The 25,056-nt window shown below is 41.7% G+C and carries 23 protein-coding genes, 1 tRNA gene and 5 pseudogenes; 9 read left to right on the forward strand and 20 right to left on the reverse strand.

Annotation, left to right across the window (positions count from 1 at the left end):
• Positions 1 to 324: pseudogene (locus F947_RS07910) on the reverse strand (transposase); the annotation flags it as partial.
• Positions 325 to 330: 6 nt separating this feature from the next.
• Here F947_RS07910 and F947_RS14950 point away from each other — a divergent pair.
• Complete coding sequence (locus F947_RS14950; protein WP_042068790.1) at positions 331 to 591, forward strand: hypothetical protein; 261 nt, start codon at positions 331 to 333, stop codon at positions 589 to 591.
• 68 nt (positions 592 to 659) lie between these two features.
• Here F947_RS14950 and F947_RS07915 read toward each other — a convergent pair whose 3' ends face one another.
• Positions 660 to 974, reverse strand: a complete 315-nt coding sequence (locus F947_RS07915) for a hypothetical protein (RefSeq protein WP_004974321.1) — start codon at positions 972 to 974, stop codon at positions 660 to 662.
• Positions 975 to 1,074: 100 nt separating this feature from the next.
• Positions 1,075 to 1,335 (reverse strand): annotated as a pseudogene (locus F947_RS14335) (DUF4236 domain-containing protein); the annotation flags it as partial.
• Between F947_RS14335 and F947_RS14630 the strand changes: the two are divergent.
• Positions 1,313 to 1,441: pseudogene (locus tag F947_RS14630) on the forward strand (putative zinc-binding metallopeptidase); the annotation flags it as partial. The pseudogenes F947_RS14335 and F947_RS14630 sit on opposite strands and share 23 nt — an antisense overlap.
• Positions 1,442 to 1,529: 88 nt before the next feature.
• On the opposite strand, the gene F947_RS07920 reads toward F947_RS14630, so the two are convergent.
• The 3 genes from F947_RS07920 to F947_RS07930 form a co-directional block, all read right to left on the reverse strand.
• Positions 1,530 to 3,026, reverse strand: a complete 1,497-nt coding sequence (locus tag F947_RS07920; RefSeq protein ID WP_004974323.1) for a succinate CoA transferase — start codon at positions 3,024 to 3,026, stop codon at positions 1,530 to 1,532.
• Between the two features lie 117 nt (positions 3,027 to 3,143).
• A complete protein-coding gene (locus F947_RS07925; protein ID WP_171062587.1) occupies positions 3,144 to 4,319 on the reverse strand; it encodes a thiolase family protein in 1,176 nt (391 codons plus the stop codon).
• 79 nt (positions 4,320 to 4,398) lie between these two features.
• Positions 4,399 to 6,180, reverse strand: a complete 1,782-nt coding sequence (locus F947_RS07930) for an acyl-CoA dehydrogenase C-terminal domain-containing protein (RefSeq protein WP_004974325.1) — start codon at positions 6,178 to 6,180, stop codon at positions 4,399 to 4,401.
• 527 nt (positions 6,181 to 6,707) lie between these two features.
• Here F947_RS07930 and F947_RS07935 point away from each other — a divergent pair.
• A complete protein-coding gene (locus F947_RS07935) occupies positions 6,708 to 7,313 on the forward strand; it encodes a TetR/AcrR family transcriptional regulator (RefSeq protein WP_004974328.1) in 606 nt (201 codons plus the stop codon).
• Positions 7,314 to 7,406: 93 nt separating this feature from the next.
• Here the strand turns inward: F947_RS07935 and F947_RS14855 are convergent.
• A pseudogene (locus F947_RS14855) lies at positions 7,407 to 7,544 on the reverse strand (heavy metal transporter); the annotation flags it as partial.
• 36 nt (positions 7,545 to 7,580) lie between these two features.
• A pseudogene (locus F947_RS14500) lies at positions 7,581 to 7,859 on the reverse strand (integrase core domain-containing protein); the annotation flags it as partial.
• Between F947_RS14500 and F947_RS07950 the strand changes: the two are divergent.
• From F947_RS07950 to F947_RS07970, 5 genes are all read left to right on the forward strand, one after another.
• Entirely contained in the window at positions 7,857 to 8,867 is a 1,011-nt protein-coding gene (locus F947_RS07950) for an HNH endonuclease (RefSeq protein ID WP_004974329.1), read from the forward strand. The pseudogene F947_RS14500 and the gene F947_RS07950 sit on opposite strands and share 3 nt — an antisense overlap.
• A 317-nt stretch (positions 8,868 to 9,184) precedes the next feature.
• Entirely contained in the window at positions 9,185 to 10,753 is a 1,569-nt protein-coding gene (locus F947_RS07955) for a type I restriction-modification system subunit M (RefSeq protein ID WP_004974330.1), read from the forward strand.
• Positions 10,753 to 11,907: a restriction endonuclease subunit S gene (locus F947_RS07960; RefSeq protein WP_004974331.1), complete on the forward strand. Its 1,155-nt coding sequence runs from the start codon at positions 10,753 to 10,755 to the stop codon at positions 11,905 to 11,907. Before F947_RS07955 ends, F947_RS07960 begins: the two co-directional genes overlap by 1 nt.
• An 8-nt stretch (positions 11,908 to 11,915) precedes the next feature.
• Complete coding sequence (locus F947_RS07965; RefSeq protein WP_004974332.1) at positions 11,916 to 12,368, forward strand: hypothetical protein; 453 nt, start codon at positions 11,916 to 11,918, stop codon at positions 12,366 to 12,368.
• Complete coding sequence (locus F947_RS07970) at positions 12,365 to 15,241, forward strand: type I restriction endonuclease subunit R (RefSeq protein ID WP_004974333.1); 2,877 nt, start codon at positions 12,365 to 12,367, stop codon at positions 15,239 to 15,241. The genes F947_RS07965 and F947_RS07970 overlap by 4 nt, the downstream gene beginning before the upstream one ends.
• 174 nt (positions 15,242 to 15,415) lie before the next feature.
• Here the strand turns inward: F947_RS07970 and F947_RS14985 are convergent, their stop codons facing one another.
• The 6 genes from F947_RS14985 to F947_RS08000 all read right to left on the reverse strand — a co-directional run bounded on the left by F947_RS14985 (position 15,416) and on the right by F947_RS08000 (position 18,873).
• A complete protein-coding gene (locus F947_RS14985; RefSeq protein WP_004974334.1) occupies positions 15,416 to 15,676 on the reverse strand; it encodes an ATP-binding protein in 261 nt (86 codons plus the stop codon).
• Positions 15,677 to 15,841: 165 nt separating this feature from the next.
• A complete protein-coding gene (locus tag F947_RS07980; protein WP_004974338.1) occupies positions 15,842 to 16,588 on the reverse strand; it encodes an ATP-binding protein in 747 nt (248 codons plus the stop codon).
• 10 nt (positions 16,589 to 16,598) lie between these two features.
• On the reverse strand, positions 16,599 to 17,153 hold the full coding sequence (locus F947_RS07985; RefSeq protein ID WP_004974339.1) for a DUF1376 domain-containing protein: 555 nt from the start codon (positions 17,151 to 17,153) through the stop codon (positions 16,599 to 16,601).
• A 65-nt stretch (positions 17,154 to 17,218) separates the two neighbouring features.
• A complete protein-coding gene (locus tag F947_RS07990; RefSeq protein WP_001084945.1) occupies positions 17,219 to 17,470 on the reverse strand; it encodes a hypothetical protein in 252 nt (83 codons plus the stop codon).
• Positions 17,463 to 18,644 carry a site-specific integrase gene (locus tag F947_RS07995; RefSeq protein WP_004974341.1) on the reverse strand — a complete coding sequence of 394 codons (1,182 nt, stop codon included), beginning with the start codon at positions 18,642 to 18,644 and terminating at the stop codon, positions 17,463 to 17,465. Before F947_RS07995 ends, F947_RS07990 begins: the two co-directional genes overlap by 8 nt.
• 19 nt (positions 18,645 to 18,663) lie before the next feature.
• Positions 18,664 to 18,873 carry a hypothetical protein gene (locus tag F947_RS08000; RefSeq protein WP_000122748.1) on the reverse strand — a complete coding sequence of 70 codons (210 nt, stop codon included), beginning with the start codon at positions 18,871 to 18,873 and terminating at the stop codon, positions 18,664 to 18,666.
• A 112-nt stretch (positions 18,874 to 18,985) separates the two neighbouring features.
• On the opposite strand from F947_RS08000, the gene F947_RS08005 reads away from it, so the two are divergent.
• Positions 18,986 to 19,213 (forward strand): helix-turn-helix domain-containing protein, encoded by a 228-nt coding sequence (locus F947_RS08005; RefSeq protein WP_004974343.1) that lies wholly within the window; start codon positions 18,986 to 18,988, stop codon positions 19,211 to 19,213.
• Between the two features lie 327 nt (positions 19,214 to 19,540).
• On the opposite strand, the gene F947_RS08010 is transcribed toward F947_RS08005, so the two are convergent.
• The 6 genes from F947_RS08010 to nusB form a co-directional block, all read right to left on the reverse strand.
• Positions 19,541 to 19,616 (reverse strand) — tRNA-Gly (locus tag F947_RS08010).
• 310 nt (positions 19,617 to 19,926) lie between these two features.
• A complete protein-coding gene (gene glmS, locus F947_RS08015; protein ID WP_004974344.1) occupies positions 19,927 to 21,768 on the reverse strand; it encodes a glutamine--fructose-6-phosphate transaminase (isomerizing) in 1,842 nt (613 codons plus the stop codon).
• Positions 21,769 to 21,780: 12 nt separating this feature from the next.
• On the reverse strand, positions 21,781 to 23,145 hold the full coding sequence (glmU, locus tag F947_RS08020) for a bifunctional UDP-N-acetylglucosamine diphosphorylase/glucosamine-1-phosphate N-acetyltransferase GlmU (RefSeq protein WP_004974345.1): 1,365 nt from the start codon (positions 23,143 to 23,145) through the stop codon (positions 21,781 to 21,783).
• 18 nt (positions 23,146 to 23,163) lie between these two features.
• Positions 23,164 to 23,685: a phosphatidylglycerophosphatase A family protein gene (locus F947_RS08025; RefSeq protein ID WP_004974347.1), complete on the reverse strand. Its 522-nt coding sequence runs from the start codon at positions 23,683 to 23,685 to the stop codon at positions 23,164 to 23,166.
• Positions 23,651 to 24,580 carry a thiamine-phosphate kinase gene (thiL, locus tag F947_RS08030; RefSeq protein WP_004974348.1) on the reverse strand — a complete coding sequence of 310 codons (930 nt, stop codon included), beginning with the start codon at positions 24,578 to 24,580 and terminating at the stop codon, positions 23,651 to 23,653. The genes F947_RS08025 and thiL overlap by 35 nt, the downstream gene beginning before the upstream one ends.
• Before the next feature lie 25 nt (positions 24,581 to 24,605).
• Complete coding sequence (gene nusB, locus F947_RS08035; protein WP_004974349.1) at positions 24,606 to 25,055, reverse strand: transcription antitermination factor NusB; 450 nt, start codon at positions 25,053 to 25,055, stop codon at positions 24,606 to 24,608.
• Position 25,056: the final 1 nt, after the last annotated feature.

A 25,056-nucleotide genomic window follows, 5' to 3' on the forward strand; every position in this document is an offset into this window, starting at 1 on the left:
CCACCATTATTTGTGTGGGCGGTCGAGCTCCGCCTGGGCGAAAAAAGCGGCTGCTTTACGTAGAATTTCATTGGCACGTTTTAATTCTTTAATTTCACGTTCCATTTGCTTCATTTTTTCTTGGTCAGATATCTGTTGTACTTTGGCAGGATTTAGTTGATCCATATGCTTTAAATACCAAACACGCAATGTTTCAGGAGTACAGCCAATCTTAGGTGCAATAGCTGTGATTGCAGCCCAAGTAGAAGGATAATCTTTTTCAGATTCAATCAATAATTGAACCGCTCTATCTCTGATTTCAGGGGTGTATTTTACTTTTTTCATCGGGACATTCTCTCAAGAAAAGTGGTCTCCGACAAACCCGGTACGGTTCAATGTGATGTATGCAACCAATCAACGAAACTGGAGTTTGGCACTTTATCGGCGCATTGGGGCTATGGTTCCAAGCATGACGGGGAAAGATATGAATTGCAGTTATGTGAGAAATGTTTCTTTTATGCCTTGGCGACATTAAGAAAAGAGCGAGCAAATGAGTTTATGTTTGATGAAAATTTTAACCCTTCAACCCTAGATGGGTTTGGGTTGAAGTGAACCTATAATCGCGACAGGTTCTAGAATCCAGAAAATATTTATTCAGATCCAAGCCAGCAGCTTCATTTTTAATGGCGAGTAAGGGATTCAGGAAAAATATTGTTCTTTGCTTCAAGGTCACTGATTTCTGAAAAGGCCTTAATACCGCCTGCGGCTTTAATTCCATCTAAAGCGACAGATAGAGCTTCCTGATCTGATGGGAATGTTTCATCCCATACCGTAGAAGTACCATTTTGGTTTACCACTTCCAGTGTCCAGTCACTATCAGGTAATCGATAAATTAGAACTTCAATTTGCTCATTATCCTCTTGTAAAATTTGAGACAAGGGAGAATCGATTAAATCATTTTCATCATAATCCAGAGTACTGTCATGATCAGACATCAGCGGCAGCCTTTATTGTATTTAACATCTTTCCATAGTAATGAATGAATTAAATTTTGCCTATAGGAATGAATGTTATGGGTGCAAAGAATGGGTAAATTTAAAAAATAATAGCCCCGACAATAAAACAAAATAATCCAAAAATTACCCAAATCCAGACATTCGATTTGGGTTGTTCGGTATTTGATGTATAGAGTGGTTGTTGTTCCTGAGCAGGATTTTTTTGGTTGCCAACTCTGTTTTTATAGGGCTGGTGCTTGGAATAGGATAGGCCTGTACCAGGAATACCAACGCTGGTTCGGGTGCCTTTTTTGCCAATATTTAAAGAAGCACCAGGTTTGCCAATGTTGAACCGTTGTATGGGTCTGGAAGATGCCTACCCATTCAAGCTGACCGAAGCGGTAAAAGACAAGCTTCGATTTATACATCGGCATGTACTGGAAAAAGTTTTTAAATCATCCAAATGATCTCTAAACGACAAAAAACTGAATGCAATAAAATGAATAAAGCCCGTATACAACGGGCTTTATTTAATGATCAACGCGATTAAACGTATTAAGCGGTTTTCATTGAACCGGTTTCTTCAAATTGGGCATGCCAAGACAAAGCTTCATTCAATAAATGTGGTGTCTGACCACCACGCGCGCAGGCACGTTCAAAATAATAATTTAAACTATCACGGTAATCTGGATGAGCACAGATATCGATAATCTTGCGGGCACGTTCACGCGGTGCCAAACCACGCAGATCTGCCAAACCTTGCTCAGTCACCAGAATATCAACATCATGATCGGTATGGTCGGTATGGCTGACTAGGGGAACGACTGAAGAAATCGCACCACCTTTGGCATAGGATTTGGTCACAAAGATGGCAATATGCGCATGACGGGTAAAATCTCCCGAGCCTCCAATGCCGTTCATCATCTTGGTTCCAGTAACATGGGTTGAATTCACATTTCCGTAAATATCAAACTCAAGTGCTGTATTAATCGCAATAATCCCGAGACGGCGAATCAGTTCAGGATTATTGGAAAGTTCCTGTGGACGCAAGACAATTTTATCTTTGTATCGATCAAAATTGTTCATCACTCGTGCGGCACAGTCATCGGTCAGGGTCATGGAGCAACCTGAAGCAAAGGTCATCTTGCCTGAATCGATAAGCTGGAAAGTGCAATCCTGCAAGACTTCAGAATACATTTCCAGATTATTGAAATTGGAATGTTCGAAGCCGGCAAAGACCGCATTGGCCACGGAGCCCACACCGGATTGCAGCGGCCCCAGATTTTCAGGTAAACGCCCTGCTGCCACTTCCTGTTCAAAGAAATGAATCAGGTGACTGGCAATCGCCAGCGTTTCTTGATCCGGTTCGTCCATGCCAAAGGAAGTGTCTGGAATCTCATTGATGACAATCGCAGAAATTTTTTCAGGTGCAACATGAATCCCGATTGTTCCAATTTTGTCACTGGCTCGAGTCAGAGGAATTGGCTCGCGGTTTGGGCGCGCTTGAGGTACATAGATATCGTGAACACCTTCTAGCGCGGGATTAATCGTCATATCAATTTCAATAATGACCCGATCTGCCATTTCGATGAAATTTGCAGAATTTCCGCAAGAGCCTGTCGGAATAATCTGACCGTCTTCAGTAATCGCAGTTGCAGCAATTACAGCCACATTAATCGCTGGCAAGTTTTTATGACGGATATTATCGGCCAGTTCAGAGAGATGCTGATCGACATACATCACTTCACCGGCATTAATTGCTTTACGTAAAGAAGGATCTGCCTGATAAGGATAACGGCGGGTTATGACATGTGCTTCATTGAGTTTTCCATCAATCCGGTTCCCCAGACTTGCACCTGTCGCCAAGGTAATATGAATTGGATACTTCTGTGCATATTCAGCCAAGGCCAAAGGCACAGTTTTCGCTTCACCTGCCCCCCCAAAACCACTTAAACCAACTACATCGCCATCTCGAATCAGTTGTAGTGCTTTTTCGACAGATACGACTTTATCTTGTAATGGGAGCAAACGAATGCGCTCTAAACCCTTCATAAAAAATCTCAAAAATATAAAATAAAGAGGCATCTGCTCCTGATGAACCAAGAGCATTAGCGTCTAAATCAATCAATAATTAATTTTGCTAATTCGAGCATTGAATTTTGGCTGGACTTAAACCAGTTCCACTGCAATCGCAGTTGCTTCACCGCCACCGATACACAGTGCGGCAATACCTTTCTTGCCACCAGTACGTTTTAAGGCATGAATCAAGGTCACAATAATACGGGAACCAGAAGACCCCAGTGGATGACCGAGCGCACATGCGCCACCGTTGATGTTGACTTTTGCAGTATCCAGTTTAAAGCCATCAATGGCTAGCATCGTCACCATGGCAAAAGCCTCATTAATTTCCCAGAGGTCCACATCAGCGGCATCCCAACCGGTTTTTTTCAGGACTTTTTCAATCGCACCGACAGGTGCAATGGTGAATTCCGAAGGATGCTGCGAATGGCTGGCATAGGCCAAAATATTAGCCAGCGGTTTTAAGTTACGCTGTGCAGCAATTTCACTAGAGGTGACCACCAGTGCTGAAGCACCGTCTGAAATTGAACTGGCATTTGCTGCGGTAATGGTTCCGTCTTTTTTGAAGGCTGGACGCAAGCTTGGAATTTTGTCCGCTTTGGCATTTAAAGGCTGTTCATCCTGCTCAACCACCACATCGCCTTTACGGTTACTGACAGTGACTGCTACGATTTCATCTTTAAAGAAGCCTTGCTGAACAGCCGTCACCGCTTTGTTTAATGAGCCAATGGCATAATCGTCCTGCTGTTCGCGTGTATAGCCTTTTTTATCTGCCATTTCCTGTGCCAGAATTCCCATCGACAGACCTGTTTCTGCATCTTCCAGACCTTCCTGGAACATGTGATCCGTGACTTTGCCATGTCCCATACGGAAACCGGCACGTGCCTTGTCCATCAAATATGGCGCATTAGACATAGATTCCATGCCACCTGCGACCACAATTTCAGCCGAACCCGCTTTGATTGCATCTGCTGCCTGCATCACCGCTTTCATGCCTGAGCCACAGATTTTATTGATCGTGGTGGCGCCTGTTGAATCCGGTAAGCCAGCTTGACGCATGGCCTGACGTGCCGGGCCCTGTTTTAAACCCGCCGGCAGTACACAGCCCATAATTACTTCATCAATATCGTTTGCAGTTAAACCTGCACGAGCTACAGCTTCCTTGATCGCCACAGCACCCAAATCAGGCGCCGTACAGCTTGAAAGTGAGCCTTGAAAACCGCCCATTGCGGTACGTACAGCTTCTACAATTACAATCATTCTAATCTCATCCTTTTTCATCATTGTTATTTAACACCGCACAGTAGCAGCTCTGCAGTGTTTGTCCTTCGCAATATTTGCCGGTTTAAGCCTGTGCAGTGAAATAGTCTTCAGGTAATTGCATGACCAGTTCTGCACCTGCCTGAATACGTTGAATTCGGGCACTCAAATCCGGGAGAATTTTGGCGACATAATAGTTCGCCAGTACCAATTTGTTCTGGAAATAGCTATCGTCTTTCGTTGATGCAGCTTTGCTGATACGCGCATACATATACACAAAGCTGAGCAGACCCACCGCATGCAGATAATCGACCGCAATCGAGTTGGCAAAGTCCGGATTCAGTTGAGACTGCTCGACGATAAAGCCGGTGATGTCTTCCAGTTGCTGACAGGTCTCTAATGTCGCCGCTTTAACCGTCAATGAATCATCCAGACCTTGGGCGAACTCGCGGATTTCAGCGATATACTCTGCAATATAAGCACCTTTACATTTGGTGGTTTTACGGCCAATCAGGTCAATTGCCTGTACACCATTGGTGCCTTCATAAATCTGTGAAATGCGCAGATCGCGAATACATTGTTCCATACCCCATTCACGGATATAACCATGACCACCGAAGCACATTTGCGCTTCCAGTGCAGAATCCAATGCTTTATCAGTCAGATATGCTTTGGCAATTGGGGTTAACAGAGCCACACGGTCGGTCGCTTTACGCACAGCTTCAGCATCGGTCGAATATTTGGTGATATCCAGCTGCTGACCGACATAGACAGCAAAGGCACGAGATGCTTCATTGTTGGCGCGCACATTCAGCAACATCCGGCGCACATCACCATGTACCAGAATCGAATCGGCTGGTTTTTCCGGTGATTTCGCACCGGTCGAGGCGCGTCCCTGTAAACGGTCTGTCGCATATTGTGCCGCATTCTGATAAGCAAATTCTGCCGCGCCAATGCCCTGAATTCCCATCGACAGACGTTCGTAGTTCATCATCACGAACATGCCGGCCAGTCCTTCATTTTCGTTACCGACCATATAAGCTTTGGCACCATCAAAGTTCATGACGCAGGTCGCCGAGCCTTTAATTCCCATCTTATGTTCGATTGAACCCGCAGATACTGCATTACGTTCACCGAGTGAACCATCTGCATTCACCAGAAATTTCGGTACAATAAACAGGGAAATGCCACGTGAACCAGCGGGTGCATTTGGTGTTTTCGCCAGCACCAGATGAATGATATTTTCACTCAGGTCATGTTCACCGCTGGTAATAAAGATTTTGGTGCCACTGATGTTATAGCTGCCATCTTCATTGGGTTCAGCCTTGGTTTTGATTATGCCAAGATCAGTACCCGAATGTGGCTCAGTCAGACACATGGTGCCCGACCATTCGCCCGTATAGAATTTTGGTAAATAGGTTTCTTTCTGTTCTTGTGAAGCACGATCATTAATCGCCATGCCTGCACCCACGGTTAACAGCGGGTAAAGCATAAATGATGGATTGGTACTCCAGATCATTTCATCGGCCAGCACGGTCAGCATTTTTGGCATATTCTGCCCGCCCCATTCTTCACTGGCACCTAAACCTACCCAGCCACCTTCAGCAAACTGCTTAAAGGCATCTTTAAAGCCTGTAGGTGTGGTCACTTCACCATGTTTAAACTGAGCACCACCTTCTTCATCCGCAGGACGATTCAGGTCAAGAATGACATTCTTGGAAAATTTGGCCATCTCTTCCAGAATTGCATTTGCAGTTGCCATATCTAAATGTGCAAGATTTTCATTACCTTGCCAAAATTGTTCAGCTTGAAACACATCATTTAAAATAAATTCCATGTCTTTTAGCGGCGCATTATAAATAGGCATTCTTACATTCCTTAACTGGTGATACTCAATTCTGTTGCTGAGCGTTTTATAATCATTGATTAATGAAAATCTTTTTTATGATTATACTTCAATCAATGCATATCAATCGAAAATCATCATCTCGAATTAATCCAGCAGTAAATCTCATTCAACTAAATAAGCGACATAAAATTTAAAAACCAAAGCTTCATGTCACCGTTATTTACTGAACCAAGCAGGCTTAAAATGATTCTTATTTCACCGCTATAATCCTTTGCCAGGACGGTCTTAAACCGAATAATGATTTCACTTGATGTGCTGAAACAATAAAATAATTATGCTGAAAATGGAATTTTATTTAGCAAAGTTGATCTCTAGGGTTCAGTTTTCTTGACAATATTTCCAGACTGACACCATATATATTTTGTCAGTAGGTGCTGCATAAATATACAAAATTAGATAAATATCACGACCTTAGTTTTATAGCTATCTTGGGTAAAATTGAATATTCTTGAAAGGTTCTTTTTCGAAAAATATGGACCAAGAGGATGACGACTGTAAGACAGCAGAACTTCCTTCTTCGTAAAGAGAAGATCCTGAGCATGGCTGAAAGCCTGCTACTGGACAATAATCAGGACATTACCCTGAGTGAGCTGGCCAGTGAACTGGACATCGCGAAAGGAACGATCTACAAGCATTTCAAAAGCAAGAACCAGTTATATTTAGAACTAATTATTCTGAATGAAAAAAGAACTCTGGAAATATCAAAAAAATATAATAACGATATTAAAAATTATGTTTCGCAATATATGCTCTATCACATGCTCAATTCCAATCGCACCATCCTGTTGCATGTGATTGAAGAGCGTTTAACCAATAACGAAAAAAATCTGAAAGATTTATTTCAGGAGCTTTATCGGATTCGCGAAGAACGGATTATCTGGATTAAAGACATGACCCATGATTATCTGGTGGCTTTAGAAAGTGCCATGTCGATTCGGGATTATTTGTCTTATATCTGGACCGTGACTTATGGTGCTTCACTATTATTAAATTCGACCAATTATCAAAAAGCGATTGGTTCACGTGAACGCCTGATTAAGCTATATATTAATCAGGCGCTGATGACCCCGGATAAAATCTCATCAGTATAATCACTAAAATAAAAAATGCCTGATTCGATCAGGCATTTTTTATCTGGCTATATGATTTCATAAGATCACTTTCGCGATCTAACTCGACAACCATCAGGCAGCCACAGGCGGGAAACCATCTTCGGTTAAAGCTGCAACAATCTCAGACTCACTGGCTGTCGATTCAACTTCGACCAGTTTAGTGGCCCCATCAATATTCACAGTGGCATTTTCATCCAGATCTTTAATTGAACCGTACCGGGTTTGTCGGAGACTTTTTTATTTAAGTTAGGCCACCTGACCTAACGGGTTAATCTTATCATAGTACATTGCTTCAAACTCAAAAGGCGATACATAACCCAGTGCACTGTGTACACGCTTTTTATTGAACCAATCTACCCAGTTTAGTGTCGCAAGTTATACATCTGCTAAACCTTGCCAATCTGCTTTTAAATATTCAATCACCTCTGTTTTGTATAAGCCATTCACCGTTTCAGCCAGAGCATTATCGTATGAATCACCAGTTGTACCGACTGATGCTCGTAAATTTGCAGCTTCTAAACGATGAAGCATATTCAGCAGATATTGCAGTCAGGGACTTTTACTTCGACATATAAGTTTGCTTTGCTGATAAGTATCACGCGTCTGGCGATTGAACAGGGGCAAGATACCGGTGCTGCCTTGCATTTGGACTATCAGGATATTGCGGAAAAGTTTATTGACCTGTACTGGAAACAGTCTCTGCCGTTTCAGTTTAACCAGTATGAGCCTTTTACTATTCATCAAAGCACTGGTAAGCAGGCAAAGATCATCAGTGAAATTCAGAATGCACAGCAACAATTCAAGACCTTGGCCGCGTTGAGAAAGGATGTATTTTACTGGAACAGGCTAAAGCGAACAGTTGCGACAACGGTAAAGCAAATGCCGGTAGTATATTTGCAGAATCTGAATGGTCAAACGGTAGAATTTCTCTATTGCCTTGAAGACTCCAAACAGTCCCTCAGGCTTTTACCCAAAGTGATGTATTGCTTAAGACAATTCAGTGAAATTATTGAAGAGCTGTGCCAAAAGCGCTGGATTGATTTTGTCCGACTGAACAAGCAGAACCTAGTTGTACTTGATGGCTTGCCTGACCTAGATGAATTCATGTTTGCTCCAAGTCGTAATCAATTGGGGCAGGTCGCGGACTTCTTAATCGACTTACAGCAATGCCAGTGTTTTTACTGTGGCAAAAGCCTGAAAAACTCAAAATATGCCGTGGATCATTTTATTCCCTGGTCTCTATATCCTGCCGATACCGGACATAATTTTGTCCTGGCAGATGATAAATGTAATTCACAGAAAAGTAATTATCTAGCGTCCGAGCAATTCCTAGATCAATGGAGAGAACGTAATCATCTGCATGATCAGGCGATTAGTCGGGAGATTTCGCAACTCGGTTTTTTGACCGATCTGCGGCGTTCACATCGGGTTGCAGACTGGGCCTATCAGCAGGCGATTGAGCATGAGTATTTAGTCTGGTTGGGGGGCAAAGATAAACAGATATTGGCTCATCCTATATCTGGTGTCTTTTGAGACGGTTATTCTTTGCAGAGATTCTGTTATCCAAAGACCAATATTTTCAAGAACAAATTGAATATTCAGCAAGATAGTATTCTATAGACAGCTGAATTAGAGCTTTCAGCCCTTACAGACTTTTAACTGGAGGCCTTCATTCTCACAATATGCTGCTACAAAATTTAGAATATTCACCTGTTTGGAGCTTGAGTTGACAGATCACTTGGCTTGAGCACGACAAATAATGTCCTTTTCCACCTTTTTACTGCTGTATGATTTAGAATTTTAGGTAAAATCATTTGATTAATGATTTACTTATTTGGACTTCCATAACAATGACCCAAGTACAACTGCAACAATTACAAAAACAACTTTGGAATATTGCCAATACTTTGCGCGGTACCATGGGCGCCGATGAATTCCGTGATTACATTCTGGGTTTTATTTTCTTTAAATATTTATCAGAAAAGTCGGTGAACTTTGCCAACGAATTGCTCGATGGCGAAGACCTCAGCTTTTTAGAATTAGATGAAAATAATCCTGAGCATGTGCCATACATCGAAGAAATTAAAAAGAATGCCATTGCCGAAGTCGGTTATGCGCTCACACCCAAACAGCTATTCCATACCTTAGCCGAGCGTGGTCGTCAGGGCGAATTCATTTTGGATGATTTAACTTCGACCTTAAAATCAATTGAACAAAGCACTTTAGGCACCGACTCTGCCGATGACTTTGCCAACCTGTTTGAAGATTTGGATCTAAACTCGACCAAGCTTGGCAATAATGCCAGTGACCGTAATGCACTGGTGGCGAAAGTCCTGAGTCATTTAGATGATATTGATTTTGATATTAGTAATACCGAAGCCGATGTACTGGGTGATGCTTACGAATACCTGATTGGTGAGTTTGCCTCAGGCGCGGGCAAAAAAGCGGGGGAATTCTATACCCCGCAAACCGTATCGACTTTACTGGCGAAGATTGTCACCCAAGGCAAAGACCGTTTACGTTCAGTCTATGACCCGACTTGCGGTTCAGGTTCGTTGTTGCTACGGGTAAAACGTGAAGTAAAAGATGTCGATATGATTTACGGTCAGGAAATGAACCGTACCACCTACAACTTGGCACGCATGAACATGATTCTGCATGATGTGCATTTTGCCAAGTTCGACATCAAGCAGGAAAATACTTTAACCCGTCCGCAACATTTAGATAAAAAGTTTGATGCGGTGGTGGCGAATCCGCCATTTTCTGCAAAATGGTCTGCCGATCCGTTATTTTTACAAGATGAACGTTTTGCTGCGTATGGCAAACTGGCGCCAAGTTCTAAAGCCGATATGGCTTTTGTACAGCACATGCTGTATCAACTGGATGACAACGGCACGATGGCGGTGGTGTTACCGCATGGCGTATTGTTCCGTGGTTCGAGTGAGGGCGTAATTCGTCAGTATTTAATTGAACAGTTGAACGTGGTGGATGCGATTATTGGTTTACCTGCCAATATTTTCTATGGTACTTCAATTCCGACCTGTATTTTGGTGTTGAAAAAAAACCGCGAGCAGAGCGGCAATATTCTGTTTATTGATGCCAGCAATGATTTTGAAAAGCAGAAGAACCAAAACAAGTTATTGCCTGAGCATTTGGATAAGATTGTTGCGGCATTTGAAAAGCGTGAAAATATTGAAAAATATGCGCATGTGGCGACTTTGCAAGAAGTCAAAGATAACGATTACAACCTGAATATTCCGCGTTATGTGGATACCTTTGAAGCGGAAGCCGAGATTGATTTAGATGCGATTGCAAAACAGCTTCAAGCTTTGGAACAAGACAGCCAAAAGACCGATGCCATCATTGCAGATTTTTGTAATGAGCTAGGTATTGTTTCGCCTTTTGCGGAGGTGAAGTAATGGCTGCGCCTAAGTTAAGATTTAAAGAATTTGATGGGGATTGGTCTGCGCAAAAATATAAAGATGTACTTACTATTAAATATGGTAAAGATCATAAATTACTTGAGGATGGAGAAATACCTGTTTACGGCACAGGCGGTGTGATGCGTTATGTCAATCAATACCTATACGATGGTGAAAGTATTCTTATCGGTCGTAAAGGTACAATTGATCAACCAAAATATGTAAATGAAAAATTTTGGACAGTAGATACTCTTTTTTATTCAGAAATTAAGCAGAATATTTATCCTTTATTCATTTATCAACACGCTTTGCAAGTGAACTGGCTTGGATTAAATGAAGCAACTGGTGTGCCTAGTTTAAATACAACCTCGATTAATAATGTTGATATTTATCTCCCATCCAAAGAAGAACAAACCAAAATCGCCTCTTTCCTTTCTGCCGTGGATGAAAAGATTAACCAACTCACGCAAAAACATGAGCTGCTGAGCCAATATAAACAAGGCATGATGCAAAAGCTGTTTAGTCAGCAGATTCGTTTTAAAGCGGATGATGGTCGTGAGTTTGGGGAGTGGGAAAAAGCAAAAACAGGTGATATTACAGAAACAATTTTTGGCTACCCTTTTGATAGCAAAGAAATGGTTGAAGATAATAATGGTATTCCATTAATGCGAGGAATTAATATTGGTGAGCGTCATATTAGGCATTCTCATGAATTAGATCGTTTTTTTCTTAAAAATACGTCCAAGTTAAAAAAATATTTTGTCAAAGTGAATGATATTGTTCTTAGTATGGATGGTTCAAAAGTTGGACGTAACTCTGCTTTTGTTACAGAAAAAGATGCTGGCTCTTTACTGGTTCAGCGTGTTTGTATTTTGCGTGAAAAAGAAAATACGAATATTCAATATGTATATCAATGGGTCATCTCAAAAGAATTTCATAGATATGTAGATCAAGTCAAAACCAGTTCTGGAATTCCTCATATCAGTGGTAAGCAAATTCAAGATTATGAAATTGGTTATCCTTGTCTAGAAGAACAAACCAAAATCGCTAACTTCTTATCTGCCATCGACCAAAAAATTGAAGTCGTGGTACAGCAAATTGAACAAGCCAAGCAGTGGAAAAAAGGCTTGTTGCAGCAGATGTTTGTGTAGGGGGAGACATGAAACTATACAGAGGGATAGGTAAAACTAAATTTGAAAATGATGATAAAAAACTTTTAGTAAAAGGTAGAAGAAACCAAATTGAATTACTTGCCGGATCAGAAGAATATCATGCAGGGAATGATATTTTTCGTATCGGTGCAACTGATCAATATAATGCAGCATATTTACACAATTACGATTCTCAGATATCAAATACAGCCTTTATTTCATGTACTACAAATTATGAAGTAGCTAAAAAATTTGCAACTCATGGAGGATATTCCAATGGTTATATTTTTGAGCTTTCGATTCCAGATGAAATAACTAATGTCATCGTAATAGATGATCATAACAAAGCAGCAACTAATCCTCATGAGTTTGAAGTTCTATTAGATTTAACAAATTATGATTATACAGTTCCTCAAGAATGGATTGTAAATATAGAAGAAATTACAGGTAATCTAACGTGAATATCCAAAGCGAATATCAACTTGAAAATGAACTCATTGTACAGCTTAGAACATTAGGCTACTCATCAGTGACGATTAAAGATGAATCGCAACTACTGTCCAACCTAAAAATCCAAATCGAACGCGCCAACGGAATTGCGCCACTTTCGACAACTGAATGGAAGCAAGTCATCAGCTTTTTAAACACAGGAACCGTATTTGAACGGGCCAAGAATCTGCGTGATCTGTTCCCGGTCAAATTTGATGATGGTTCAAGTAAGCACATCTTTTTTCTGTCTGATGATCCTAGTAAGAACATCTATCAAGTCACCAATCAGATCACCATTGACCATCGTGACTACAATGGCCGCACCAGTCGTTTTGATGTAACTCTACTGGTCAACGGCCTGCCTTTGGTACAGATTGAACTGAAAAAGCGTGGCATGGAGATTGCCGAAGCCTTTAATCAGACCCAGCGCTATACTCGTGAAGCCTATTGGGCCGGACAGGGCCTGTTTGGCTTTGTCCAGTTATTTGTCATCAGTAATGGCGCGAATACCCGTTACTACTCTAACGGCACCACTGGCATCGAGTTCGCCTTTCCTTGGGCCGATGTCAGCAACAAACACATCAATGAAATTGTCGACTTTGCCGATACTTTTTTGAATCAGCAGCATCTGACCCAGATGCTGACCCAATACATGGTGTTGCTAGAGACCACAAAATCTTTGATGGTACTGCGTCCCTACCAAATCTATGCGGTGCAGAAGATTGTGCAGCATGTACAAAGCTCGGATCAGAACGGCTATATCTGGCATACCACCGGTTCAGGCAAAACCCTGACTTCATTTAAAGCCAGTCAAATCATCATGCAAATGCCGGACGTGGAAAAAGTCCTGTTCGTGGTGGATCGTAACGACCTCGATACGCAGACCTCAAGAGAATTCAATGCTTTTAAAGCTGAGAGCGTGGACAGCACCGATAACACGTCTACCTTGGTTAAACAGCTTGACCAACGTCATGACAAATTGATTGTCACCACCATCCAAAAACTCAATCGGGCCATCAGCACCGACCGTTATTTAGAATCCATTGATTATCTCAAAAATAAAAAAGTGGTATTTATCTTTGATGAATGTCATCGCAGTCAATTTGGTGACACCCATCAGAACATCAAAAAGTTCTTCAGCAATGCACAGATGTTTGGCTTTACGGGTACGCCCATTTTTGAAAAAAATAGCCAAAGCAAAGCAGGTTTAAAACTGACGACAGATTACCTGTTTAATGAATGTTTGCATAAGTACGTGATTGTTGACGCCATCCGTGACCGTAACGTATTGCAGTTCCAGATTGATTATCGTGGCAAATACACGGTCAAAGGCATGGCGACTAACGAAAGTTATGATGAAGATGTAGAAGGCATCGATACCAAAGAACTGTATGACAATCCGCAACGACTGGAAATGATTGCCCGCTACATTGTCAATATCCACGATACCAAAACCCGTAATCGTGAATTCACGGCTATGTTCTGTGTCAGTTCAGTCGAGACACTGACTCAATATTACGACATCTTTGAAAAGGTGCAGGCTGAAAAACAAATTGAAGATGAAGCACAAGGTCGGATATTTAAGCCTTTGACCATTGCCACCATCTTTTCCTATGCGGCAAATGAGGCTGTACCGACTGATGACTTAACTGGCTTGATTCACGAAGAAGCCGCAGATATTCCAACTCAGGTCAACTCATCCAGTCGGGATAAGCTAGATCGCTACATTGCCAATTACAACCGACAGTTCAAAACTAACTACAATTCTGGTGATCAATTTTATGCGTACTACCGCGACATTGCACAGCGCGTAAAAAACAGACAGATTGATATTCTAATCGTGGTCAATATGTTCCTCACGGGCTTTGACTCTAAGCCGCTAAATACCTTGTATGTCGATAAAAACCTAAAATATCATGGCTTGATTCAAGCATTCTCACGCACCAACCGTGTCTACAACGATAAAAAACCATTTGGTAATATCATCTGTTTCCGTAACCTGAAACGCGCCACAGATGAAGCGCTGGCGCTATTTTCCAATAAAGAAACGACCAAGATCGTCCTTGTTCCAAGCTATGCGGAAATTGAACAGGATTACCAAGCAGCGGTGAGCAAACTGTTTGCCTTAACGCCCAATTACCAATCAGTCGATGATCTTGTTACTGAAGAACAGCAACTGGAATTTATTAAAGCTTTCCGTGAAGTGATGCGCTACAACGCGCAATTACAAACTTTTATTGAGTACGATCAAGACCAAACACAACTGGATAAGCAGCACTTTGCGAATTTCGCCTCTAAGTATGCTGACCTATGCCGTGCCGTTAGAAAGACCACCAAGAAAGACAAAGTGTCGGTATTGGATGATGTCGATTTTCAGCTGGATTTACTGCACAGTGACCGCATTAATGTGGGTTATATCATCAACCTGCTACAACTGGTCGTGGACACAGACTCAGAGGACAAGCGTCAGAAGTACCAAGCGCAAATTTACGATTTAATCAGTAGCGATATTAGCTTGCACGATAAGCAAGACCTGATTCAAAAATTCATTGAAGAAAACATGCCGAAGATGATCAATGGTCAAAGCGTCCAAACGGCTTTTGCTCAGTTCTGGGATGCTGAAAAAGAACAGGCCTATCAGCATCTTTGTAAAGAAGAAAACCTGAAACCAGAAGCGATGAAGCAGGTTCTGGAGCATTATGAGTTCACCAAACGCCTACCACGTAAAGAAGAGTTGAAGGACTTACCAAACTATAAAGTGAAGCTGTTTGAGCGGGAGAACGTGTTTAGCAATTTGCTGGTCAAGACACGGAAACTGATTGAAAAATTTTATGTGGGGTTTTAAATTGTCAAAGAAGTAAAGCACCTTAGTGGTGCTTTACTTCTTTAGGTGTATGCATTTGTTCCACCCTTTCTAAGACAGTGGCAGAGAACGGTGTCAACGGCATTCTAAAATTGACCCCTTTGACCTCGTATTAAGTTTCAACCTGTGGCTGAATCCCTATTCTTTTTTTATCCTTCAAACGATAACTCTCACCCGATATTTGTACCACATGACAGTGATGCAATAACGATCTAACATCGCAGCGGTTAACGTGACATCATCCTCAAACGACTTAGACCATTGGCTAAATGGTAAGTTACTCGTCAATATCGTACTGCCTTTTTCATAACGCTTGGCAATCACGTAAAAGAACAGATTCGCTTCTTCACGTCCAAAGGGCAAATAACCAATTTCATCGATAATCAATAATTTCGGGGCGAGTATCACGCGTTGCATATAGGTTTTCAATTTACCTTGCTGATAGGCTGTACTGAGTTACAGCATGAAATCGGCGGCGGTAATAAACTTGGTTTTGACATTGCTCATGATGGCCTTATAGGGAATCTTTAGAAAGAAAGCCAATCATCTCAGCAAGATAATTGGCTTAAGTGAGAGTTACGATTATCCGCTTATTCGTCGGTCATCCCAATAACACGGTACTATAATCAGATTGTTTTCATGTAATCGTGACCATAATCGGACACCTAAATCCCGCTGCATATTTTGGACTGTGAAATTGGAAATCAGCAGGGTAGATTTCATATTGTCATAACGACTATATAAGACCTTATGCACCATCTCTAGGCGTTTTTCATGCCGGTCATGCAGGCCATATTCATCAATCACCAATAAATCAAAACTGGAGAAATGGTCGATGACTTCTTTCTCAGAGCGTGAAGTATCTGACCAAGTATCCATCATTTTTTGAGCAATTTCTGCACTGGTATAGTAGCGTGCAGATTTTGTACTGTTATGCAGAATGTTACGAATAATTGATGCACTCAGATGGGTTTTACCTGTACCTGGTGTACCAATCATCAACATGTTCGGGTTGTGGTCAGAAATAATCTGTTGTGCAAAGGCCTGACATAGCTTGATGGTATTGTCTTGTGCAGGGCATGCAACTACATAATTCTTGAAGCCACGATCCAGGTAGCGTTTATTGAGCCCTGAATTTTTAATTTTCTGTTGTAGTAATCGCTGTTGCAGTTCGTCCTCATAGGTTGCATGTGACGACTGGACAGTTTCTTTGGCACACAATTTACAGAGTCTGTGACCCGCAATTTCCATTAGGGGTATATGATGGGTAGGGCAAGCTGTTTCCGTTGTTTCTGCGCGAAACTGGAGTGTTTTAAGCATGGTATTCATGACTGATCTCCTAAATCCACTTTGAATTTTCTAAAAAACTCTCATTTTTTTCTTCAAAATTTGAAGATGAAGATGAAGATGAAGATGAAGATGAAGATGAAGATGAAGATGAAGGGCATGGTTCAAGCATGACTTGAGTAATACTCGGGCTCTTCTCAGGAGCTGCTTGAGTATTTACTTTTCGTTGCTTGGTTGATGCTTGAGCATTACTAGCGGATTTCCCCCAACGTGCCTGAGCTGCATTTTTAGCTTTATCAGATTTCATTTGCTGATTTTGCAATGCCTGGCTTTTTAAACTGCTTAAAAAATTTGAATGAATCTGCTCAGATTCGATTTCAAACAATTCCAGGGCCATTAGCGTATTCAACAAAGTTTTAGCCTTGGTATGTTGCGATAATTTTGTGATGCTACATACAGTAGCTAGGTCATGAGGAATGGCACCATTTTTCCAGAAATCCATCATTAACAGTAGGGTTGCACCAATTTGTTCTGCCGTCATTCGTGCAAATTTTGCCTGTAGGTCGCCAATATAGAGTGGCATCCAAATTGAAATATCTTTATGCATGTGTTCACCTTTTTATAGGTATAAAGGGGCTGAGGTCATCAATTAGATGACCTTATATGTTTGTTTTATGAGTGAGCGAGACTCATTAAGCGGAGACGGGCCTGTTGAGCCAAGTCATCGTAATGAGCTTGCCCTTCATCCAGCATTCGCTGTAGCCAAAGTCTCAATGCTTGGTGGTCATCGAAGCATTTATTGATTTCCAGCAAAAAGGCCAGATTGTGCAGTTTGGGAATGTGTAGCTCATGGATTAATTCACGAGCGACCATATCTGCTTCTGGGCTAACGACTACGCCGCCAAAGAAAGCTTTACTATTCATGTGCAAGCTCCTCTGTAGTGAGTCTCTCCAGCATGGCTTCAAAAGCACTGCCATCGCGACGGGTAACATTCGGAATGTAGCGGCTATAGACCCGGAACAACATTTCAGTGGTTGAATGCCCCAATTGGCGAGCGACCCATTCTGGATTTTCACCTGCCGCCAGCCAGAGCGTTGCTGCTGTATGACGTGTCTGATAAGCACGACGAGGCGTTAATCCTAAAAAGCGCAGGATAGGGTGCCATACACGCTTATTAACTAAACGGTAGTCTAGAGGACCGCCATCACGGTTACAGAAGACGAAGTCCGATTTTCCGTTGTTGAGGCTTTTCTGTTGCAGAAAGGCTTGGTATACCCGGTCATTCATCTGGATCGTGCGGTCAGAACCATACGTTTTGGTTCCACCAAGAACACCATTCACTAACGCTTCACGGATATGGATCTCACGACGTTGCAAGTCGATATTTTTCCATTGCAGACCATCGATTTCACTGGTACGCATACCTGTGAAAAAGCGAATGGTGTAATAAGGCCTAAAGTCCTCACGCACCGCAGTGAGAATTTTATGCACCTCTTCCAGAGAAAAAGGTGTGACTTCGATTTTACTTTCCTTCAGATTGTTTATATTTTTATACGGCGACTCAAAATCGTATCGTTCTGCCGCATCATTCAGTATCATACGTAAAGGCGTCATGATTTGATTGATCCTCGATGCTTTCAGACTTGTTTGATCTTTTCCGTGTGTCACTTTGGCGAGGGAAGCACGGAAGTTCAGCAAGTCTGACTTCTTAATTTTTGAGAGAACCTGATTACCAAAAGCGGGGATCAAATAGTTTTTGATTACAATTGAAACCTTTTGTTGATATGAATCTCTCCATTCAATTTGTTTCTGTTTAAACCACAATTCAGTAAACTCTTTAAAAAGAGGAACCTTGGTTTGTACAGCGATTTGCTGACTTCTTTTTTCCTTAAACTCCTCAACACGTTTACTTTTTGGAAAATACTTTTCGTATTCAAAAGTTCCCAAAGTAATTTCAGCTTGAAGCTGCTCGAGACGTTTTTTTAAAATTCGGCGATTATAGGCATTGTCTTCAAGATTGGTTGTCTCTCTGCAACGGATGCCCATGTAGCGAAAATCGGCAATGAGTTTGCCACTTCTTTCCCGGATGGTAGCCATCGGTTAAACCTCCTGAACCTTATTGAAGAGCATCCATACTTAAACCAGTGAATTTAAGCATTTCAGTTTCAATACGTTCCCAAACAAAAAGAATTTTGCGACCACCAAAAGGACGGATGTAATGAACACCTTCAATAAAGACACTGTCCTTCAGTTGGTTGCGAATAGTACGAGCGTCGTACTGGATTTTTTCAGCCAGTTGCTGGGCTGTGAGATAGGTATATGACATAATAGAGCCTCATATTTTTTACTAGGTAACTAGGAAAAATTATTCCTAAGATGTAAATTATCACATATTTATGTCTTTGCAAGTACTTTTTATGATTTAAATAGGAAATTTTATGATTATTTCAAACTTGGCAGTTTTATTAGCAGAAAGGAAACTTAAGGTTGCTGATTTGGTGAGAAGTACTGGAATTAATAAATCTACTTTACATAAACTTTATAATGATGAATCTGTACGGATTGATTTTGAAACCATTGATAAAATTTGTATTGCATTAGATGTGGAAGTGGGTGATTTATTGGTTTTTAAGAAAATTGATAATAATCAAAATGATAATAGCTAGTTTGGTCACAATTGGTCACATCAAAAAGTGAAATGGTCACAAATCCTTGATCGTTTGGTAAAAAACATCTTGTTTTGAAGAGAATAGGGTGATTTTTTACCTTCAAAAAAAGCTCTGAAAGTGGTGATCGATTGAAGACATTTAAGGTTAATTGAGACCATTTTTATTGTTGTGGGCACGCCATGGTCACATCTTGGTCACAAAATACAAATTACATTAAAAATATTTTTTATTGAATCGAATAACATAGGAAGAAGATTTTTTAAAAAATATAATAAAATCAACAAGAAAAAAGCCCTAATCTTTCGACTAGGGCTTTTCTGAATCTGGAGCGGGAAACGAGACTCGAACTCGCGACCCCAACCTTGGCAAGGTTGTGCTCTACCAACTGAGCTATTCCCGCATGCGGTGTATAATACATGATGCAAAAATAGGGTCAATCATTTTTTGCATGTCATTGTACTGACTGAATAAATAAACAACATTTTTGGAAAATAGTGCGGTTAAATGACTTAGGTTGTTTGTTTTATAAAAGTTTTCATTGTCTGCAAAAATATTAATATCACTTACAATGCGCTGCAGCTATGCGAAAAATAAAAGCATCAGACATAAAAAATCCGCAGTACTAAATTTCTAAAAATGAAGCCGACTGCGGATTTTTTAGGTGATTCAAAATAATTTTATTAAATTTAACTAATTGAATTTAATCAACATTATTCCACTGTTACGCTTTTTGCCAAGTTTCTAGGTTGATCGACATCAGTACCGCGCAAAACTGCCACATGATAAGACAACAACTGCACAGGAATGCTATACACAATTGGCGCAAGCAACGCGCTGACTTGCGGTACATAAACCACATGCTGACGCTCTTTATCTGCAGGAATGCCGCTGTGTTCATCTGCAAATACAAACAGCTCACCACCACGTGCCTGTACTTCTTCCATATTGGATTTCAGTTTATCCAGCATGTCATCTTGCGGTGCTAAAATCACCACAGGCATGTCATTGTCTACCAATGCCAATGGGCCGTGCTTTAATTCACCCGCAGCATAACCTTCTGCGTGAATATATGAAATTTCTTTCAGTTTCAAAGCACCTTCCAAGGCAATTGGGAATTGTGTGCCACGACCCAAGAACAAGCAGTGATTTTTCTCTACAAACAATTCAGACAAACGTAAAATTGCCGTATCATTTTGCAAAGTATCTAAAATTACTTTTGGTGTGTGCCACAAGTCTGCAATAATTTCCGCTGTTTCTGTCGCTGCAATTGCATTTTTCACCTGACCAATTTTGAGCACCAACAGCATTAATGCTGCCAACTGTGTCGTAAAGGCTTTGGTCGATGCCACACCAATTTCAGGACCCGCAAGCGTTAACAAACTATGGTTGGTTTCACGTACCATTGACGACGTTGCCACGTTACAAATGGTCATGGTTGTGATATCTAAACCTTTTGCAGCAGCACGTTTTTGTGTATCACGTAACGCAGCTAAAGTATCTGCAGTTTCGCCAGATTGTGAAATGCACACATACAACGTGTTATTCACAATGACTGGGGTACGATAACGGTATTCGCTGGCAATTTCCACATGACATGGCAAGTTAATCAGCTGTTCAAACCAATATTTTGCAATCATCCCTGCATGGTAGCTGGTACCGCAGGCAATAATCTGTACCTGTTGGATGTTGGCAAAATCAAGTTCAGCATCTTTCAGGAAATCTTCACGTAAAGCGTTGCCATTTAATGCTTGTGAAATGGTTTGTTGAATTGCTTCAGGCTGCTCATAAATTTCTTTGAGCATGTAGTGTTTATATTCACCTTTCGATGCATTGCTTACAGTTGCATCCAACTCTTTTACAGGGCGTTCAACCGTTTGACCGTTTACAAAAACTTCAATGCTGTCGCGGGTTAAGCGGGCGATATCACCTTCTTCCAAATACATAAAACGGTTGGTGATCGGCAATAACGCCAATTGGTCTGAACTGATAAAGTTTTCGCCAATACCGACACCAATCACCAAAGGAGAACCTTCACGTACCGTGATCAATTCATCTGGATAATCGGTATGGATAATTCCCAGAGCATAAGCACCTTTCAGTTGAGGCACGACTTGCTGTACCGCAACCAATAAATTCGGTGCAGTTTTAAGAGCATGGTTGACCAAGTGCGCAACCACTTCAGTATCCGTTTGAGAGCTGAACATATAGCCTAAAGCTTCTAGCTCATCTTTCAGTTCTTGATAATTTTCGATAATACCGTTGTGTACGACAGCAACATTGCCAGAAATATGCGGATGTGCATTGTTTTCTGTCGGTTTGCCATGTGTTGCCCAACGTGTATGGGCAATACCGAGTGAACCTGTGACTTGAGAATCTAGTACTGCTTGCTCAAGATTTGCTACTTTACCGACACGACGCTCACGCAAGACCTGACCTTGACTAATCAATGCCAAACCTGCGGAATCATAACCGCGATATTCTAAACGCTTTAAACCTTCAATGAGGATATTGGTAATACTACGTTCTGCAACGCCACCGACAATACCGCACATAGGAACTTCCTCTTATTTTTTCAATTTCTGTGGACGTTGATAATTTTCTTTAGTGAACTGTTTAGAACGTTCCACAGCTAAACACTGTTCTGCAACATCACGGGTAATGGTCGAGCCTGCGCCTACCGTTGCACCATTGGCAATGGTGACAGGTGCAACCAATGAACTATTTGAACCAATAAAGACTTGGTCACCAATAATGGTTTTAAATTTATTGGCACCATCATAATTGCAAGTAATCGTACCTGCACCAATATTGCTGCCTGCACCCACTTCGGCATCACCTAAGTAGGTAAAGTGGTTGGCTTTGGAGCCTAAACCAATTTGACTGTTTTTCACTTCAACAAAGTTGCCAATATGCACTTCATTGGCCAATACCGCACCCGGACGTAAACGTGAGAATGGACCAATTTGCGCAGCTTCACCTACAACCGCTTGGTCAAATACGCTATACGGCTGAACTTTAGTGCCCGCAGCAATTTTGGTGTTTTTGAGGATACAACCTGCACCAATTTCTACGCCATCACCCAGTTCGCAATCGCCTTCAATAATTACGTTAATATCAATGCGAACGTCTTTACCTGCAGTGAGATTACCACGTAAATCAAAACGGGTTGGGTCAATTAAATGCACACCTTGTTGCATGAGTTGCTTGGCTTGGAAGTTCTGGAACTCGCGTTCTAATGCAGCCAATTGCACACGGTCATTCACGCCTTCTACTTCAAAAGCCAGTTGAGGTTCTACCGATGCAACTTCTAAACCATCGGCAATTGCCATCGCCACAATATCGGTCAGGTAATATTCACCCTGCGCATTGTTATTGCTCAGTTTTGGCAGCCATTCATGTAATTTGGCATTGCTGACGCAGTAAATACCCGTGTTGATTTCTTGAATTTGACGCTGTGCTTCAGATGCATCTTTATGTTCAACAATCGCTTGAATTTTACCGTTTTCACGCACAATACGACCATAACCCGTAGCATCGGCAAGGGTGAGTGTCACCAATCCAATTTGGGTTTCACGTGAAACATCGAGCAGCTTTTGTAAAGTTTGCTCTGTAATGCAAGGTACATCTCCAGATAAAATTAGGGATACGCCTTCATGTGGTAAAACAGGCAAAGTCACTTTGACTGCGTGACCTGTGCCGAGCTGTTCCGCTTGTTCGACCCACTGCACCTGTTCATGTGCAAACGCATTTTGAACCAAAGTACCGCCGTGACCGTAAATGGTAATAATATGATCGGCTTGTAATTTTTTTGCGGTATCAATCACGTGACCCAAGAGTGGGCGTCCTGCAAGAGGTTGTAATACTTTTGGTAAATTTGAACGCATGCGCGTGCCTTTACCTGCTGCAAGAATAATCACGGTGGTAGACATGTTGAATCCTAGTGATGGCTAAACCAAAGTAAAAGATAAATAAATATAAATACATAATGCGGCCCAAAGACCCGCAATAATATCGTCCAGCATGATGCCAAAACCACCTTCGACCTGACGATCAATGACACGGATTGGCCAAGGTTTCCATACATCAAACAGTCGGAATAGGACAAAACCCACAATTACCCAGACCCAGCTGATTTGATTGATAAAAATCAGGGGTAAAAAGGTAATCGATTGTCCTGCAAATTCATCCCAAACAATACGACCATCATCATGTACGCCCATAACCTGTGCAGTACGTCCACAGATATATATGCCAACGAGGGACATGATGGCAATGGCAAAAAGGCTTGGAATGAAACCAAGCGCGAACCAAATGGGAATGAACAGTAGGGCAAAGGCCGAACCAAAGGTACCGGGAGCTTTGGGTAGTAGACCTGAACCGAAGCCAACACCACAGCATACAATCAGTCGGTCAGTCCAAGACATGGCTTTGAAATTAATCGCGGGTTTTTGCAAAGTGTTGGTATCCATGAAAATGAAGTGAACGATCTACGCCATTCTGTTCAAAGCTTAAGCGGTTTTGATTGTTAATTTTGCCAATAATATGAATAGGGGTATTCAGCGGTTTTTGCAAAAGCTGCTGATAATTTTGTGGGCTTATTGTAAAGCATAACTCATAGTCATCGCCACCTGCCAAGGCATATTGCCACTGCTTTTGTTGTGGTAATTCGGTTAATGCAGCATCTATAGGCAGTTGGCTGAGTTCAATACAAGCACCGACCTGAGAGGCTTTGAGAATATGCCCTAAATCTTGTGCCAAGCCATCTGAAACATCAATCATGCTTGAAGCCAGACCTTTGAGTTGTTGTCCAAGTTGACAACGTGGTGTTGGGTAGTCGAGACGTTGTTTTAAAGGATGATCGAGATGATCTAAACCAAAAGCGGCATCACCGACTTGTCCGCTGACGCAAATATAATCACCGACTTGCGCGCCTGAACGTGGAATGGCATGTCCTTGTTCAATCCAGCCTAAGGCGGTAACGGAAATGGTGAGATGCGGGCTTTGTGTGGTATCTCCACCAATTAAACTTACCCCAAATTGATCGCAACAATCATGTAAACCCTGACTAAACCCTTTGAGCCAGTCGTGATCAATTTGGGGTAGGCTCAATGCCAATAATATACTGTGTGGGGTGGCACCCATGGCGGCAATGTCAGATAAATTGACCGCAACCGATTTCCAACCAATCGCATGTGGGTTGGTATCGAGGGGGAAATGTCGTCCAGCGACTAAAGTGTCGGCACAAATGACCAATTGTTGTTGCGGCGGAGGGGTGAGCAGAGCTGAGTCATCACCGACACCTAAATCGACTGCATCGGGACGCGGTCTGTTGAAATAGGTCTCAATAATGGAAAACTCAGCCATACAACAATCGACTCAATACTTTGAATTAGTTGCTTTGTTGCTTTTCTGCTGCACGTAAGCTGTTGGCAAGACGGTCTAATACACCATTGATGTATTTGTGGCTGTCTGCACCACCAAAGTGTTTTGCCAATTCAATCGCTTCATCCAATACCACACGGTATGGAATTTCCAGATGTTGTTCTAACTCATAAGCACCTAAACGTAAGGTGGCGAGTTCAACACCATCGAGGGCTTGAATGTCACGATCAAGAACAGGCACCAGTAATGCATCCAATGCTTCATGATTGGCAACCACTTGAGTCAACAATTCATGATAATAGCCGAGATCCACTTTGTGCATGGCATTTTCCACACGGGTACGTGCTTCAATTTCATGTACTGGATTGTGGCTCATCTGCCATTCATAAATACCTTGCACAGCAAAACGACGTGCTTTACGTTTTGCTGCATAAGTTGCTTGAAGTGTTTGCGACATA

This window comes from Acinetobacter towneri DSM 14962 = CIP 107472, from assembly GCF_000368785.1.
Classification (GTDB): Bacteria; Pseudomonadota; Gammaproteobacteria; order Pseudomonadales; family Moraxellaceae; genus Acinetobacter; species Acinetobacter towneri.

Excerpts from the sequence above, each read along its gene's own strand:
- F947_RS07915 (WP_004974321.1), bottom strand. The coding sequence starts at position 974 with ATGTCTGATCATGACAGTACTCTGGATTATGATGAAAATGATTTAATC.
- F947_RS07920 (WP_004974323.1), bottom strand. The coding sequence starts at position 3,026 with ATGAAGGGTTTAGAGCGCATTCGTTTGCTCCCATTACAAGATAAAGTC.
- F947_RS07930 (WP_004974325.1), bottom strand. The coding sequence starts at position 6,180 with ATGCCTATTTATAATGCGCCGCTAAAAGACATGGAATTTATTTTAAAT.
- F947_RS07935 (WP_004974328.1), top strand. The coding sequence starts at position 6,708 with ATGACGACTGTAAGACAGCAGAACTTCCTTCTTCGTAAAGAGAAGATC.
- F947_RS07950 (WP_004974329.1), top strand. The coding sequence starts at position 7,857 with ATGAAGCATATTCAGCAGATATTGCAGTCAGGGACTTTTACTTCGACA.
- F947_RS07955 (WP_004974330.1), top strand. The coding sequence starts at position 9,185 with ATGACCCAAGTACAACTGCAACAATTACAAAAACAACTTTGGAATATT.
- F947_RS07960 (WP_004974331.1), top strand. The coding sequence starts at position 10,753 with ATGGCTGCGCCTAAGTTAAGATTTAAAGAATTTGATGGGGATTGGTCT.
- F947_RS07965 (WP_004974332.1), top strand. The coding sequence starts at position 11,916 with ATGAAACTATACAGAGGGATAGGTAAAACTAAATTTGAAAATGATGAT.
- F947_RS14985 (WP_004974334.1), bottom strand. The coding sequence starts at position 15,676 with ATGCAACGCGTGATACTCGCCCCGAAATTATTGATTATCGATGAAATT.
- F947_RS07980 (WP_004974338.1), bottom strand. The coding sequence starts at position 16,588 with ATGAATACCATGCTTAAAACACTCCAGTTTCGCGCAGAAACAACGGAA.
- F947_RS07985 (WP_004974339.1), bottom strand. The coding sequence starts at position 17,153 with ATGCATAAAGATATTTCAATTTGGATGCCACTCTATATTGGCGACCTA.
- F947_RS07990 (WP_001084945.1), bottom strand. The coding sequence starts at position 17,470 with ATGAATAGTAAAGCTTTCTTTGGCGGCGTAGTCGTTAGCCCAGAAGCA.
- F947_RS07995 (WP_004974341.1), bottom strand. The coding sequence starts at position 18,644 with ATGGCTACCATCCGGGAAAGAAGTGGCAAACTCATTGCCGATTTTCGC.
- F947_RS08000 (WP_000122748.1), bottom strand. The coding sequence starts at position 18,873 with ATGTCATATACCTATCTCACAGCCCAGCAACTGGCTGAAAAAATCCAG.
- F947_RS08005 (WP_004974343.1), top strand. The coding sequence starts at position 18,986 with ATGATTATTTCAAACTTGGCAGTTTTATTAGCAGAAAGGAAACTTAAG.
- glmS (WP_004974344.1), bottom strand. The coding sequence starts at position 21,768 with ATGTGCGGTATTGTCGGTGGCGTTGCAGAACGTAGTATTACCAATATC.
- glmU (WP_004974345.1), bottom strand. The coding sequence starts at position 23,145 with ATGTCTACCACCGTGATTATTCTTGCAGCAGGTAAAGGCACGCGCATG.
- F947_RS08025 (WP_004974347.1), bottom strand. The coding sequence starts at position 23,685 with ATGGATACCAACACTTTGCAAAAACCCGCGATTAATTTCAAAGCCATG.
- thiL (WP_004974348.1), bottom strand. The coding sequence starts at position 24,580 with ATGGCTGAGTTTTCCATTATTGAGACCTATTTCAACAGACCGCGTCCC.
- nusB (WP_004974349.1), bottom strand. The coding sequence starts at position 25,055 with ATGTCGCAAACACTTCAAGCAACTTATGCAGCAAAACGTAAAGCACGT.